This is a genomic window from Limnohabitans sp. T6-5 (genome assembly GCF_003063315.1).
GTDB lineage: Bacteria > Pseudomonadota > Gammaproteobacteria > Burkholderiales > Burkholderiaceae_C > Limnohabitans_A.
The window spans coordinates 407,550-422,112 of the sequence record NZ_NERV01000002.1; the positions used below are offsets into that span (position 1 = coordinate 407,550).

A 14,563-nucleotide genomic window follows, 5' to 3' on the forward strand; every position below is an offset into this window, starting at 1 on the left:
CTCCAATCTGCGGCTATCTTAGTCATCCCCTGCTCCCCCAGTCACCACCTTCACACTGTCCAGCAAATCCCCAAACTTGCCGTAGTTCACTTTAACGCCATCGTCCAGGTCGAGGGTGATGCGCATGTCGGCGTGGTGGCGGAGTTTTTCGTCGAAGGACAGGAGTTCGACTTGTTTCTTGCGCAGGCCCTCGATCTGTTTGCGGATCTTGGTGCGGGCGGCGGCGGATGAGGCGGCGTTGGCGTCTTGCTCCAGCATCTCCAGGCGGGCAGCCAGTTTGGCGGTCAGGGGAATGACGTATTCGGCCCGCATGCGGGACAAGGTGCCCTCGTTGTAGCGGTGCAGATAGACCAGCGCCTGGAAAGCACCCTGCTTGCCGCTGCTGAAGAGCCAGTAGATCGGGCGCTTTTTGTAGGTTTGCAGGTGGTCTTTGTAGAACTTGTCGGCCATGTAGCGGCGGATGGTTTCCTCGGGTGTTTCGCTGGCTTTGCCGCCCAGGCTCTCGGCCAACCAGGCCATGTTTTCGGCCAAAGTCTCTGGCCCCCAGACGACTTGCAGAAAGTCACGCACACGCGCAGGTGCATCGTCGTCAAACCAATGCTCGTCGGTGATGGGCAAGATGCCGTCGGCATCGGCTGCAAAGCGGGTGTAACGGCTCGGGGCAAAGCCGACGTTGCCCGCGTGGGCATAGATCAGGCCCGGCTCGTCGAGGCTGTAGCGGCCCATCATGCAGCCGATGGCGTAGGAGATTAGGTCCTCAACTATTGACGCGCAAACCATCTGCTTTAGCGACAGATCCCTGTCGTTTACCTCCTTCAAAACTTCACCTTCAATCGCGTAAGAAGAAATGAATACGCTGTTAATTGTTTCTTCATTTCCACGCAATTCGCATCTGGCTACATCACATCGTGTCATGTAATGTTGAACTGCTTCTTTAATGCCTGCTGCCTTAATTGAAATTAGAGGACTTTCGAGGAAGTCCCAAGACTTTTCATTTGAATCGTAGTCACTCTTCACCAACTCGACATTTCGCAATGCTAGGTGTTTTATGATTCTCGATTGACTATCATCAAGTGAAGGAATTGGCAATCTACCTAAATCACCCACTTGAAAGTTCACAGTTGGTGCGAGTGCACTCAAATAATAAAATGCAACATTTGAACAAAGATAGGCGAGAATAATTTCAACATTAGATGGCGGAAAAATAGATGAACCAGAAACATCGAAAATAAATCCTTCCTGCTTGTATCTAACGCCTATATTTTCAAACCCAAAGGAAGAATAGACAATGCCACTTTTGAAGAAGTAATCGGCGTTGCGGATGACCGATCTAGAAGAACCAACAACTGATGCACCCTCGTTTTCCCAGTTAATAATCACCTCGTTGTTTCCATACCACTTTCTATAGTTTCCACCTTTGTTATACGGAATCCATTTCTTGAAATTTTTTCTGGCAGCCATTCCGTTTTGAAAGTTCAATCCGATCTTCTCAAAATTTACTTCTTGCCAGTGACGAAGAAATACACTATTTTCGCCAGATGTCATGCCTCCTCGTGCTGGACAAAAATCTTCCAAAAGATCTAGTTTTTCAAAATTAGATAACGCCGACGAACTGAACCAATAAATTATTGGAAAATCTGGGATTGATTTTATTTGGGCTATCGATATATCGTAATAACTTTCGATATTTTTCAGCGCATTAATTTTCTCTTGAATACCTGGCCCTTGATTTGCTTTAACAAATCGACTCGTTAATCGGGGTGAAAACCTTGCATTAATTAAAACTATATTTGTAGTCAAAACATTAAACGCGCCCAAATCTGGAAAAAGACCAGGTCCGGTGTGGAACATCTGTATCAATTCAGATCTATTGAATAGAGCTTCACGAAATTTGTTATACGCATTAATGAACATCCAACTTTGCATCGTAATTATCGAAACAAGCCCCCCCTGGCGGGCTAAATCAACGCTACGACTGATAAACATTGCATAAAGATCCGACTTGCCGTCCGAATACTTATCCTTTGCGAACGTGAGTAGAGTTGCGTTCATCCCCTTGCCGCCGAGATAAGGCGGATTCGCCACTACCGCATCAAACTGCATTGCCAGCACCTGCGCCTGCTGCACCAGCGTCAGCAAATCATCCGCAGCCGCACTGGCATACATGTCCCCACTCTGCTTGACCAACGCTAGCACCTCCGGCAACACGGTCAGATGTGTCTTGAGCGCATAGGGAATCTGGATCAGCGAGCCAAAGGTTTTGGCGTGCTCAAAAGTTTCAACTAGCGAGGTGATGGTGGCGCGCTGCACCTTGAACGGGGCCAGGTGGGTAGAAAGCTCGTCCACGCTCAGGCCTTTGCTCTCTTGCAGGCTCAGCACATTGAGCTTGGGTGGCTGCAGGTTGCCCGCATCGTCCGTTGCGGTGAACAGGCTGCGGTCGTCGGCGCGGGCTTTCATCAGCAAAGCAAAGCCCGCCATTTGCGCGGCGCGGTCGTCGATGTCCAGGCCGTAGAGGTTTTTCTCCAGAATCAGGCGCGGGATATCGCGCACCCGGTAGCCGCGCTCCACATAGATGGCCTTGAGCACGTCATAGGCCACCACCAGAATGTGGCCGCTGCCACAGGCCGGGTCTAACACGGTGATGGATTCGGGGTTCAGGGTGTCGCCGTCTTCCCGCACGCGGGTCTGGATGAGTGCGTCGAGCTGGGCTTGTACCTCGGGCGTTTGCTCGGCGGGGGTGATGTAGTAAGGCCACTCGCTGGCCAGTGTGCTTTGCGGGTTGGCCATGAGCCACAGGCGGCCCACACTGTTTTGCACCAGGTATTGCACGATCCAGTTGGGCGTGAAGAGCTGGGTGGCAGCGGGGATGTCTTCGCTCTTGACCACCTTGCCAATGACCTGGTCTTTTTTCTCGCTGATGTAGAACTGGTACAGCCAGCCAATGACCTCGATCTCTTGCCAGTCTTCTTCGGGCACACCCGCCACCAGCTTGGCCACGATGGAGTCGGTGCGCAGCAGGTTGTCGGGCAGCAGCAGCTCGGTTTCGTCGTCAATGCGCTCAAACAAAAAGGGCATGACGCGCGACAGCTCGTTGCACTGGGCCACCAGCAAGGCTTTGTACAGCTCGTCGTCGCGGTTGCCCGCCAGTTGCATCTCTTGCACTTTGGCCGCTTGCAAGCCCGGCAGGGTGACGCTGGCCGCGTGGCGCAACAGCTCGGGCAAGCCCCCGTCGCGGCTGCTCAGCACGCGGTGGCCGTGCTCCAGAAAGTCGTGCAGCTCCATGTAGCGCAGGGCAGCAAAGCGGTTGAACCAGGTGTAGGCCACCTCTTCCATGGTCTGCTCGAAGCCGTGCTGCAGGATCTTGTCGAGCAACTTGGCCCGCAACCCCGCCACTTTGGCTGGCCACTCCACACCGTCGATGATGAGCACGTCGCCACGCAAGGTGGCGTCATTGACGTGGGTGGACGTGAAGCCCAGTTGGTGGGCACGGGCGGTGACAGCGGCGATGAAGTCTTTGCGCGCCTGGGGGGCGTAGGACTTGAGGTTCGATTTGTTCATGGTTTGGAGATGTTTTGGCGACCCAGGTCGGTCAGCTTGTACTGTTGCAGCCGACTGTTTGGAATGTCGGGCCGCGTCATTTCAATGAATTCGAGGGTGAGCAGGTGGGTGATTTGCTTTTTCAGCTCACCTGAGACGGTTTTGTGGCCGAGATGCTGGGCCAATTGGGCTTTGCTCGCGTTGCCATCCAACAAGCGTTGGAGGATTTTGATCGCCAAGGTCGACTCAGGCCGTGACTCAGGCCGTGACTCGGGCCGTGACTCTGGTTTTGGGGCTTTGACTGCGGCCTCAGTGAGTACTTTTTCTGCCAAAGGAACAACCAGGCGCACGCGCAGGCCCAGTTCGGTGATTTGCGGCTCGGGCAGGCCCAGCTCAAGGGCCTCGCTGTAAATGCGGCGCACGCCGCTGCCCCATTGCTCAATGAGGTTGAGTTCTTTGAACACGCGGGCCAGCACATGGTTGCGGATCTTGGACACGCCTTGGCGCATGTCTTCTACGGTCATGCCGGGCAGCAGGATGCCGGGGTTTTCGATTTCGATCCGGTCGTCGAAAAACGAGACGCGTATGGGCGCTCCGCGCTGTGAATAGTCGGTGTGCACCAGGGCGTTGATGACCGCCTCGCGCAGCAGGGTCAGTGGAATGCTCCACACGTCTTGTCGGCGCGTTTGCGAAAAGTCGGCCCCGCGCATGGCGTGTTTTTTGAGGAACAGCATGATGCTGTCCAGGGCCAACGGCAGGGGCTCGTGAATGTCGATGTGGTCAAAAATGTGGGCTTTGTCGGTGCCCACAAAGCGGCCGCATTGCACCCAAGCATCCGAAAAGTGCAGGTTGCGCTCTTTTCCAAACAGCAGCACCGCGCCTTTGGTTGGCACGGTGCGGCCTTGGTACGCGGTGACCAGTTTGAGGGTGCGCAGCGCCTGTTCATCGAGCGGGCTGATGCCTTGGAAGAGTTTTTTGGCCGTCGCCAGATCCAGATCGTCCAGGCTCAGTTCTGGCATGGGCAGCTCGTCAAAGGCCACGCCTTCGGCCGTGCGGCGCAGCTCGCCAATCAGGGCCGAGTCAGCCTGGCGGCTGGTGGAACCCAGTCGCACGTAGACCCCATGCTCAGGCCCATCGGCTTTGAGCCAATGCGGGCGTGAGCCACTGACAAACACTTCGACCAGCAAAAGGGGTTTGTCTTCAACGGTGACCATTTCTACGTTGGGCACCAGACGCGGCGCGATGGCGTCGGCAATCAGGCTGCACAAACGCTCTTCTTCATCGAGCGCATTGGTCACGCCCAATACTTGGCGGTCATCGGCAACCCCCACCACCAAGCGACCACCCGCCGTGTTGGCAAATGCCACCAGCGTTTTGAGCAGAGGCTTGGGCGAAGACAAGTCGCGCTTGAATTCAAGCGTTTTGCCTTCGGATTGGTGCAGGAGTTCGTTCATCATGGGATGGGTAGCGTGCGGTTTATTGAATACGTGCACGTTGGCCCGACTGGACGACGGTCATCAACTCTTTCTTGAGGCGAGCCAGGTAGTCCTCCACATCGGCTTCGGATTCCAGATAGGTTTTGCCACCCACATCTGCCGAGCGCACGACCTTGATGGGGCGCGATTGTGGTGCGGGGGGAGCAGGCGGCGCAAGTTGTGTTTTTTCGCCCGTCTGGTTTGGCTTTCCGCTATCAACAGACGGCGGTGTCGGTGGTGGCGCTTTAGCCTTTTCAGCTTGAGCCAGCTTGTCCATCACTTCGTCGAGCAGGTCACCTGCGCGGTTTTGCAAAAACAGAATGCGTGGGATGCTGCTCAGGCCTGCCAGCTGGAGCTTGAGGTCTTGCAGGGGCTTGAGCACGGTGTTGCGCAAGGCCGCTTCGGCTTGCGCAGCGTCCAGCGCTTGGCTGGCTTCGGTGATTTTGCTGTCAATGGCCTCAATGGCTTTGGCTCGGCGCTCTGCGGCCAGGCCGTCGTTCACCTTTTCAACAGTGGCCAGCAAGGCTTCGATTTTGTTGACTTGGGCGTAGGGCGTTTTGTGGGTGTGGATACGCTCCAACTCGGCCATGGCGGCGGCAGCGGCCGGGTCTTTGGCCAATTCGGTGTGGTTATCGGCAAAGCCGGTCATGGCTTCGAGCATGCGTGCCCAGACCGTGGCCTGGGTTTTGTAGAAGCTGAGCACGTCGTGGGTGTCGTCTGACAAGTCCAGCCAGTCGTTTTTGCTTTCGAGCAGGGCCGAGATGAATTCAAACGGGTCGCGAATGGCAAGCTGTTTGTCGATGGTGGCAAGGGCCTGGGTGATTTCAGTCAGGCCGGGAAAGTGCTTTTGTTCGGCTTTGCCTTTGGCGCGGTCGAGTTGGCTTTTGAGGTCGGCCAGATTGGTGCGGAAGGTGGCGACCAGCGCGTCTTCGTCTTCGGGCGGCAGGGTGGCAAACAGGTTTTTGTGCAGCTCACGGGCTTTGGCGCGGGTGCCTTCGTCGGCGGTTTTGCGCTTGAGCAGCGAGACTTGTTTGAACCGGGCTGACTTGGTCAGCGGCTCGATGGCGTTTTTGGGCTCCAGGTCATTGCCTTCCATCACCAGCTTGATCTCACCAGCCATGAACAGGCGGGCAATGAGCAAAACGGTTTCCAGCTCCGGACGCCAGCCCCAGGGAGCGCCTTCGAAGCGGTTCACCACATCAGACAGCAGCACGCGACCTGCACTCGCAGCCACGGTCAGGTATTGGCGCATTTCGGCCATGGCCAGCGGGTTGCCCTCTTCGCCCAGGTTGGCGATTTTGATTTGGCCCACGCTGTCGGCCGAGAGGACGCTGCGGATTTCGGCGGCCGGGTCGGGTTGGCGAACCTTGATGTAGCTGAGCTTACTGTAGGTGTTGGTGACCAAATAGTTGAGCAGTTCGTCCACCTGTGCGCCGGGTGACTGGGGCTTGATGGCAGGTTTTTGGCCCAAGGCAAAAAAGTCGCCACGGGTCATGGATTCGGTCAGTTGCAAAACCAAACGGCCACGGCGCTCACGGTTTTCTTCTTTGCGGTCGAGCAAGATGCGTTTGAGCGCGGGAGTGGCTGCATCCGACTTGGGGCTGATGTATTTTTCGATCTGCAAGTAGGTGCGCAACTCCAGATCGACCCGGGCGTCGTTGGCTATGCGGCAGATGGCTTTGCCCTGCCCTTCAACGCTGCGGCCGATGCACTTGGCATCGGTCATGAGTTCGTAATCAGCACCTACTGGGGTGAGCACTTCAAGTGTGAGGGCGTGATTGGCTTGCTTGAAGGGGGCACCATCCAGAAAGCGGTTGAATTCGTAATCGCTCTTGGTGTCGCGGTGACGAACCTTGGTCTGGCCGCTCAGGATTTCATCGAAGATGATTTCGGCCACCAAGCGCCCCACTTCGGTGGACGACACTTCAACCGATTTGATTTCTTGTGAAACGTCGCGCTCTTCGTTGGTGAGGAAGAACCACAAGTCGCCGTTGCGGCTGACCAGGTTTTGTCGCTCCAGACGGTTGAGGCTGGTTTCGATCTCGCGCTTGAGGGTGAGTTTGTCGGCGTCAATCCGGTCCAGACACAGTGTGGCCAGGTTGTCGACGGTGCCTTTGACGGCTTCGGCATAACGGATCAAGAACAGCGCACGCAGCAGCTTGAGGTCAAATTTTTCCAGCGCGGGGTTGTCACTGGCTTGGTCGATGGCACGTTTGACAGTGGAGTCGAGGAAGCTTTCGATGGAGGGGTAAAAGTCGTACAGCGGTACCAGAATGTCGGTGCCTTTGTCGATGTTGAGCAAGGCAGCGGTCTGGAAGGCGTCGAGCATGGAGCGTTCGCCTTTGGCCAAGTGTCGCCCGGTGGCACCCACTTTGCGTATGGACTCGAACACTTTTTGCAGCAGCTGGAACTGATAAGGCGCAAACGGGTAGTGCGTGGCAAAGTCTTCGGCGCTTTGGATGCGCTTGAAAGCGATGGCGTGGTCGGCGAAGGAGAGTTGGTTGTTGATGATGTCGCCTTTGGCCTGCCAGGCGGCTTCGAGCTGGGTGCGTGCCTCGGGTGTTTTTTCCAGCAGGCGGTGGGCGATGACTTCGTCGGTGTTGGAGCTGGACAGCGACAGGCGCGTGTGAAAGCGGCCCTGAATTTTGGAGAAGTCGTTGGTGCGGGACTGGTTGGCCTCACCCAGCGTGGCATCGATGTCTTCTTGGCTGGTCACGATGACCCACGCACGGCCTTTGCATCGGGTGCCCAGCTGCTCGGTGATGGTTTGCAGGTTGAGCATGAGCTGGGTGTTTTGCCCAATGAACTGCCCCACTTCGTCCACCAAAAAGACAACACGGTGCGCAGCGCTCTTGGTGCTGAGGTAACTGTTGACCAGGTCGGCAAAGCTTTCGATGTTGATTTTGTAGCTGTCGCGGGCTTTGTCGAACCACTGGCCTGCCGACTCGGCACTCATGCCAAGTGCTTGGCCCAGACCGGCGATGACTTCGTCACGCATGAAGTCCACCGCGTCACGCTCGGCCTCCCAGGTGCTGCCGCTGGCCGTTTGAAAGGCTTGCTTGAAAGTGTCAAAAACACCCTTGCTGATCAGGTGGCGCTCCATGTCGGCCACATGGGGCGCGTCGCCAGACAGGTCTTGCATTTCGTTGAAGACACGCAAGAAGACTTGCAAGATGGCGTCGCGGTCATTTTTGGCATCGGCTTTGGAGTCGATGTTGAACAAGATGACATCGGTATCACCCGCCACGGCGCGGCGGATATCGCCCAAGAGCATGGGGTCTTTGATTTTGGATTCAAAGAACTGCACGGCTTTTTGGCTGTCATGGTTCAGCGCGTTGCGGGCTTCGATGTTGCCCAGTAGGTAGGACAGGATTTTGATGAAGTGGGATTTGCCGCTGCCAAAAAAGCCTGAAACCCACACGCCCATGCGCGAGGTGACGGCCGCATCATGTGGGTTGTCAGCTGTGGCCAAATAGGCATCAAAAAACTTGCGCAGGTATTCGGTGACCTGTTTGGTGGCCACGTATTCGTCCAGCTCTTGCCAGATGCTGTCTTCGTCGCGTTGGTCGGCTTTGATCACGCCGTTGATGGGGCGATTGATCGGTTTGACGAAAAGGTCTTTGATTTGCATGAGGGTCCCTTTTTTAGTTGTTGTTTCAAGACACCAGGCGGAAGGCCCGGTAGTAGTTGTCGTCGGTGAGCGTGTTGAAGAGCTTGAGCGACAGTCCGTCGTACACGCCGGGATAAAGCATCAAGAGCGGTGTGTGACTCATGTGCGGGTGGAGCGCTGACAGCAATGTGTGGGTGCGCAGCATGGGGTAGACGGCACCCACGCCTTTGATGATGAGCAAATCGAGGTTGGCGGCGTCGGTTTTATCAGCCAATCGGGCAGCCAGGCGGTCTTCTTTGAGCACAGAACGCAACGAGGCCAGCAGTGCGGCATCGCCTTTTTTGGTTTGCATTTCGTAGGCTTTTTCCAGCAAACTGCGCTCTTGAAGAATGGCCAGGACTTCCTGAAAAAGGTCGATGACGGTGTACTTGAGGTCCGGGCGTTGCCGCTGGATGCCGGGTTCGATCACACCCGTCAGCCACTGGCGCATGTCCAACTCGCGCTCGACGGGGTAGTCAAAAATCCAGAAACCGATTTCGCCACCAGCGCCACGGTTGTCGAGCACGTCGGGCGACAAGAGCCGTGGCAGGACCTGGTTCAGGCGTTCGTCAAAACGATCGGTCATTGGCCAAACTCCATTCTTGCCAATGTGTCGCGGGCACCCAACAGCGTCAGGTAGGTGTGCAATCGGGGGTGGAGCATGGGTGGAGTGAGTTGCATGTTTTTTGTGGAGTCGAGGAATTTGGCCTCGACCAGGATGCGAACGATGACCTCGAACAATTTGAGTCGTGTGCTTTTGGCCCACTTGCTAGCCGCTGAGTCTCGGTGGGCGCATTCGGTCAGAAAGCTGTCCCATTGCCTATGGCTCAAGCTGCGTTCAAGCTGTCGCAAATCGGCGGCATAGACGTCGCGCATAAAGTCGGCCATGAGCTGGCTATGCCGCAAGGCTGCGGCCATGAGGAGCTGGCCACAGAGTTCGGCGTCGCTTTGCACGATGAGCTGCAGGCCTTGAGCATCAAGCGTCTGCAGGCGTTTGCGGATGAGATTGGACTGGCGTTTGGCTGTGGCCGGTTTTTTTTGCAAGATGTTGTCGCGCACGATGGCTTCGGCCCATACCTCTGCACTGGGCTGGGTGAGCATGAGCTCGGCTATGCGACGGCTTTCGGGGATAAGAAGGGAACCGGCTGAAATTTCGGCGTTGTACAAAGTCACTCAGCCCCCTCTTGCGGCTGTGCACCCGGGGCAAGCACTGCACTTTGCACATTGCGTAAGACTTCGGGGTTTTGCAGCCAAAGGTGGTGAGCACTTGGGTCAAGGCTGTGATCGGGCGATGCATCGACGGACCAGCGGTGCAAAACGTAACCGGCCATGGCGGCGCGGGTGGTGACCTGCAGAACGCCTTGGGTCATACCGTAGTCGAGCTCAACCGCCTGGGGCCACTTCATATGGGGGTGCGGCACCAGCTGCAACTGCACAGTGCTCATCCATTGCTCATCTGCAGCAATGCATTCGTGGGGCTGCGGCTTGCCTTCTAGTGGTGTGACTTGACGAATGCGCGTGATCACAAAGTCGGCAAACTGTTTTTTAGAACGGTCATAGGCGCGAAGGTGCCAGCGCAGGCCGTTGTCAGCCAGGGCCACGGGAACCACTTCTCTGTGTTTTGCGCCAGTTGACACGGACAAGTAGTCAATGGAGATCGCTCTTTTGGCACAGATGGCGCGGGTCAGGGCGGCGAGCGTCGGTAAATTGGGTGAAAAAAAGTGTTGCGGGCCTTCAAATGGGGTCTGCGTGGGCAGACTCAGTTCTAGGCCATCCCCAAAACCCTGAGCCAGCCAGGTGAGCACGCGTTCCTGGCGCATGTCAAAGACCGGAGAAAAGTTTGTCGCAGCGACATAACAGCGCAACGAGAGGTCGTAGCCAAGGTTTTGTGGCGCGAGTTCACGGTAGACACTGATGTCGCGGGATGCGGCAGCTGGCTTGACGCCAAAGCGCTTTTCTATGTCAGCGCGGCGCAGTTCCCCCGTGAAGAAAACCCGCAACTCGAGGTACGCGAGGCGCTCCCGCTGCGCTTGCGATAACTCGTTGATTTGCATGGCCCCACGCTGATAGAAAAAAGAAAAGACATCCTATCAGACAAGGTCATCAAAATCAGAAGGTCGACTTTGTTTTTTGGGAGATAAAGCCTCCGCTATCCTCCACCCATGCCCTTTTCCCTCGCCATCCCCGCCCACCACGAACTGGTCATCAAGAAAAGCCGATTCATCGCCTGCGTGGAGCCCATGCCCGGGCGTGAAGAGGCGCAGGCCCGGGTGGCGCAGCTCAAGGCTCAGCACCCCGATGCGGCGCATGTGTGCTGGGCGCTGCTGGCCGGTGGTCAGTCGGCGGCCAACGACGATGGCGAGCCAGGCGGCACCGCAGGTCGGCCCATGCTGGACGTGCTGCGACATCAAGACTTGCAGGGTGTGATGGCCTCGGTGGTGCGTTACTTTGGCGGCGTCAAGTTGGGCGCGGGTGGGCTGGTGCGGGCCTACACCGATGCGGTGGCGCAGGCGCTGCTGACGGTAGAAAAGATTCCCTTGATCAAGAAAACCGAGCTGGCCTGCAGCGTGCCGTATGCATTGGAAGGGCTGGTGCGCCGCGAGGTGGAGCTGGCCCAGGCCCAGTTGCAAGAGGTCACGCATGGCAGCGTGGTCACTTTGCGCTTTGCCCTGCCCGCGTCTGACGCAGCGGCCCTGATGCACCGGCTGAGCGAAAGCGGCCGGGGGCTGTTGGTGTGGCTGGACGATGAGGCCACACAGGGATAATCGCCCCATGCCTGATCACCCGCCGCTGAACCATCCCCGTTCGAAAACCGACCTGTTTGTGTCCTTCACCCTGCTGGCCTTGCAGGGTTTTGGCGGGGTGCTGGCCGTGGTGCAGCGTGAATTGGTCGAGAAAAAGCGCTGGATGACGCGCGAGCAATTCGTTGAAGACTGGGCTGTGGCCCAGATCATGCCCGGCCCGAATGTGGTGAATCTGTCGCTGATGATTGGGGGGCGTTACTTTGGCTTGCCCGGCGCACTGGCGGGCTTGGCGGGCATGCTGGCCGCGCCTTTGGTGGTGGTGCTTGTGCTGGCCATCGCCTTTGGCGGTGTGTCGGATGCAGCCTGCGCGCAAGGTGCTTTGCGGGGCATGGGGGCCGTGTCTGCCGGTCTGATCGCTGCGGTTGGCCTCAAATTGATCGGCGCACTCAAGAGCAACCCCATGGGCATGCCAATGTGTGTGGGCCTGGCAGCGGCCAGTTTTGTGGGTGTGGGCGTGATGCGCTGGCCGCTTGCCTTTGTGCTGCTGGGAACGGGCCTGCTGGCTTGCAGCTGGGCTTATTGGCAGCTGGCTAAACAAGCCGCATCTTCAGGAGCGCAGCCATGAATCCGGTGCTTGACTTGACGGCCAGTGACTGGCTGAGTCTGTTCAACCACTTTGCCTCGCTGTCTTTGCTGGCGGTGGGTGGCGCCATCACCACGGCGCCCGACATGCACCGCTATCTGGTGGACGAAACCCACTGGCTCAGCGATGCGCAGTTCACCTCGTCCATTGCGCTGGCCCAAGCCGCGCCGGGTCCTAACATCCTGTTTGTGGCTTTGATGGGTTTCAACGTGGGCATGAATGCCGGTGCAGGCTTGGCCGACGGCTGGCTGCGTGTGGGCTTGGCCTGCCTGGGGGTGGTGGTGCCCATGCTGGGCATCATGCTGCCGTCTTCGGTGCTGACCTACACGGCCACACGCTGGGCGCACCAGCACCGTGACAACATCGGCATCCGGGCCTTCAAGTCCGGCATGGCGCCCATCGTGATTGCCCTCTTACTGTCCACGGCCTGGCTTTTGACCTTGAGCCACAACCAGCCAGCGCGTGACTGGCCACTGTATGCGCTGACGGGGCTGACCACCTTGGTGATTTGGCGCACCCAGGTCCACATGCTGTGGCTGATTGGCCTGGGCGCCCTGCTGGGGGGCCTGGGCTGGGTTTGATGGGCCTCTTGGCCTCTTGGCACAGACTTAAAGTTTTCGCCAGGAAAAATTGAACGCAGGCCAACCCGCTGTAGCTTGTTGAATGGAGAGTGCCCCTTTGTCGGACTCTCCCTGTTCAAACAGGGCGGTGATGGACAACAAGGAGTTGTCGACCCCATGCCGCTCCAGTCTGACCTCATGGATTTCCCACAGGCTGGTGCGCGACATCGCTGTCATTTTTTCGTGCACTGCCAGCGCATCGCTCGCCGAGCAAATCCATTGAAACAGCACACTGTCGGTCAAGTTATCGGCGATACCCATTTTCTTGTTCAGGTATTGCGCCAACATTCCCAACAAGCTGTTGGCCAACACAATGGCGATGGAGGCAAAACTTGCATCGAACCAGCGATTCATGCCACACAGGGCGCCCAAGGCGGCGGAACACCATAAAGTGGCGGCCGTGTTCAAGCCTTGGGCCTGCCTCGAATCGCGAAACATGATCCCGCCAGCAAGAAAACCCACGCCCACCACAATTTGAGCAGCCATTTGAATTGGCTCGACAAAACCTTGAGGTGTTTTCGACAGCAGCATGAACAGGGCTGCGCCCATGGCCACCAATGCATTGGTCTTGAGGTCCACCAATCGACGATTCCACTGACGCTCGATGCCGACCAAGGAGCCCAATACCAAGGCCAACAGGATCGACTCAAGAAAATATTCAGACAACTGATTAGAAAAAAAATTCATCCCCCATGCTAGATCAGCGCGGGTTTTCGAAAAATACCGTATTTGAATAGTCGCTGACCTCGAAATAGACCTTCTTCTCGCCCGGGTCCACCTGCATGTTGAGGTTTTCATCCAGCACACCGTAACCAAAACGGTAGGCGCGTGGCTGTTTGTCATCGGTGCCCAACGCGGTGCTGACTTTGTCCACCTTCAGAAAACGGCGCACGACCTTGTCACCGGCATACACCTCCATCACGCCGTTGGTGCCGGTCCAGTTTTGAATGTCGCGGCTGATCTTGTTTTGCTGCTCTTGCGTGCAAGCGGCCAACAAGCTGGCGCCGATGACCGTGGTGATCAGGGCTGTGTGTTTGATCTTTTGCAACATGGAAAATTCCTTGTGTGAAATGGCTGTAAGGGTCATGTCGGGGCTGAAGCCACCGACCTACGGATGCCGTCAACTGCGCTGGCGCAAAGCTTCATACAGACACACGCCGCTGGCCACCGAGACGTTCAGGCTCTCAACGGCACCGCGCATGGGGATGCTGACCAGTTCGTCGCAGTTTTTTCGGGTCAGCTGGCGCATGCCGTCGCCTTCGGCACCGAGCACCAAGGCGGTGGGCACTTTCAGGTCGGCCTGGTAGATGCTGCGTGGCGCGTCGCCGCTGGTGCCGATCACCCAGAGGCTGCGCTCCTTGAGTTCCCCCAAGGTGCGGGCCAGGTTGGTGACCATGAAATACGGCATGGTCTCAGCCGCGCCGCTGGCGACCTTGGCCACGGTGGCGTTGATGCCGGCCGCATGGTCCTTGGGGGCGATCACCGCGTGCGCTCCCGCACCATCGGCCACGCGCAAGCAAGCGCCCAGGTTGTGCGGATCGGTCACACCATCCAGCACCAAGAGCAAAGGCGGGCCCTGCACGGTGTCCAGCAGGTCGTCCAGCGAATGGTTTTGCGGCAAAGGCGCGACCACGGCGACCACGCCTTGGTGTCCATGGCCGCCGGCCAGCTTGGCCAGGCGCTCGTTGTCTGACTCGATCAGGCGCATGCCTGAATCGCGGGCCTTGTCGATGAACTGCCGCATGCGCGCGTCGCGGCGGGTGACCTCGTAATGGATTTCAACAACGGATTGGGGGGCGATCTTGAGGCGAACGCCCACGGCATGAAAGCCGAACAGCACTTTGTGAGATGACATGCGGGGATTATCGTTGGTCCCAACAACCCGACCGATCAAA

Annotated in this window: 12 protein-coding genes; 3 read left to right on the plus strand and 9 right to left on the minus strand. The window is 57.4% G+C overall.

The genetic code is table 11. The features are described from left to right. Positions 1 to 18: 18 nt before the first annotated feature. The 6 genes from pglX to B9Z51_RS07585 are packed head-to-tail and all read right to left on the minus strand — an operon-like array spanning position 19 to position 10,715. Positions 19 to 3,558 (minus strand): BREX-1 system adenine-specific DNA-methyltransferase PglX, encoded by a 3,540-nt coding sequence (gene pglX, locus B9Z51_RS07560; protein WP_108373348.1) that lies wholly within the window; start codon positions 3,556 to 3,558, stop codon positions 19 to 21. Beyond that, positions 3,555 to 4,991 carry a helix-turn-helix domain-containing protein gene (locus B9Z51_RS07565; RefSeq protein WP_233254876.1) on the minus strand — a complete coding sequence of 479 codons (1,437 nt, stop codon included), beginning with the start codon at positions 4,989 to 4,991 and terminating at the stop codon, positions 3,555 to 3,557. The genes pglX and B9Z51_RS07565 overlap by 4 nt, the downstream gene beginning before the upstream one ends. A gap of 22 nt (positions 4,992 to 5,013) precedes the next feature. Further along, entirely contained in the window at positions 5,014 to 8,643 is a 3,630-nt protein-coding gene (gene brxC / locus B9Z51_RS07570) for a BREX system P-loop protein BrxC (protein ID WP_108373352.1), read from the minus strand. 25 nt (positions 8,644 to 8,668) lie between these two features. Further along, the gene (locus tag B9Z51_RS07575; protein ID WP_108373353.1) at positions 8,669 to 9,247 is read right to left on the minus strand and encodes a DUF1788 domain-containing protein; all 579 of its coding nucleotides are present in this window, start codon (positions 9,245 to 9,247) and stop codon (positions 8,669 to 8,671) included. Further along, positions 9,244 to 9,834 (minus strand): DUF1819 family protein, encoded by a 591-nt coding sequence (locus B9Z51_RS07580; RefSeq protein WP_108373355.1) that lies wholly within the window; start codon positions 9,832 to 9,834, stop codon positions 9,244 to 9,246. Before B9Z51_RS07580 ends, B9Z51_RS07575 begins: the two co-directional genes overlap by 4 nt. After that, complete coding sequence (locus B9Z51_RS07585) at positions 9,831 to 10,715, minus strand: YafY family protein (protein ID WP_108373357.1); 885 nt, start codon at positions 10,713 to 10,715, stop codon at positions 9,831 to 9,833. Before B9Z51_RS07585 ends, B9Z51_RS07580 begins: the two co-directional genes overlap by 4 nt. Positions 10,716 to 10,823: 108 nt before the next feature. Here B9Z51_RS07585 and B9Z51_RS07590 point away from each other — a divergent pair, with 108 nt between their 5' ends. From B9Z51_RS07590 to B9Z51_RS07600, 3 genes are read left to right on the plus strand one after another with little or no spacing between them, the layout of a single operon-like run. After that, complete coding sequence (locus tag B9Z51_RS07590; RefSeq protein WP_108373359.1) at positions 10,824 to 11,426, plus strand: YigZ family protein; 603 nt, start codon at positions 10,824 to 10,826, stop codon at positions 11,424 to 11,426. A gap of 7 nt (positions 11,427 to 11,433) precedes the next feature. Next, entirely contained in the window at positions 11,434 to 12,030 is a 597-nt protein-coding gene (locus B9Z51_RS07595) for a chromate transporter (RefSeq protein WP_108373361.1), read from the plus strand. Next, entirely contained in the window at positions 12,027 to 12,629 is a 603-nt protein-coding gene (locus B9Z51_RS07600; protein ID WP_108373363.1) for a chromate transporter, read from the plus strand. Before B9Z51_RS07595 ends, B9Z51_RS07600 begins: the two co-directional genes overlap by 4 nt. Positions 12,630 to 12,656: 27 nt before the next feature. On the opposite strand, the gene B9Z51_RS07605 is transcribed toward B9Z51_RS07600, so the two are convergent. The 3 genes from B9Z51_RS07605 to rlmB form a co-directional block, all read right to left on the minus strand. Further along, positions 12,657 to 13,466 carry an MgtC/SapB family protein gene (locus B9Z51_RS07605; protein WP_108373365.1) on the minus strand — a complete coding sequence of 270 codons (810 nt, stop codon included), beginning with the start codon at positions 13,464 to 13,466 and terminating at the stop codon, positions 12,657 to 12,659. Then, positions 13,369 to 13,719, minus strand: a complete 351-nt coding sequence (locus tag B9Z51_RS07610) for a hypothetical protein (RefSeq protein ID WP_108374841.1) — start codon at positions 13,717 to 13,719, stop codon at positions 13,369 to 13,371. The genes B9Z51_RS07605 and B9Z51_RS07610 overlap by 98 nt, the downstream gene beginning before the upstream one ends. A 69-nt stretch (positions 13,720 to 13,788) precedes the next feature. Then, positions 13,789 to 14,523: a 23S rRNA (guanosine(2251)-2'-O)-methyltransferase RlmB gene (gene rlmB / locus B9Z51_RS07615; protein ID WP_108373367.1), complete on the minus strand. Its 735-nt coding sequence runs from the start codon at positions 14,521 to 14,523 to the stop codon at positions 13,789 to 13,791. Positions 14,524 to 14,563: the final 40 nt, after the last annotated feature.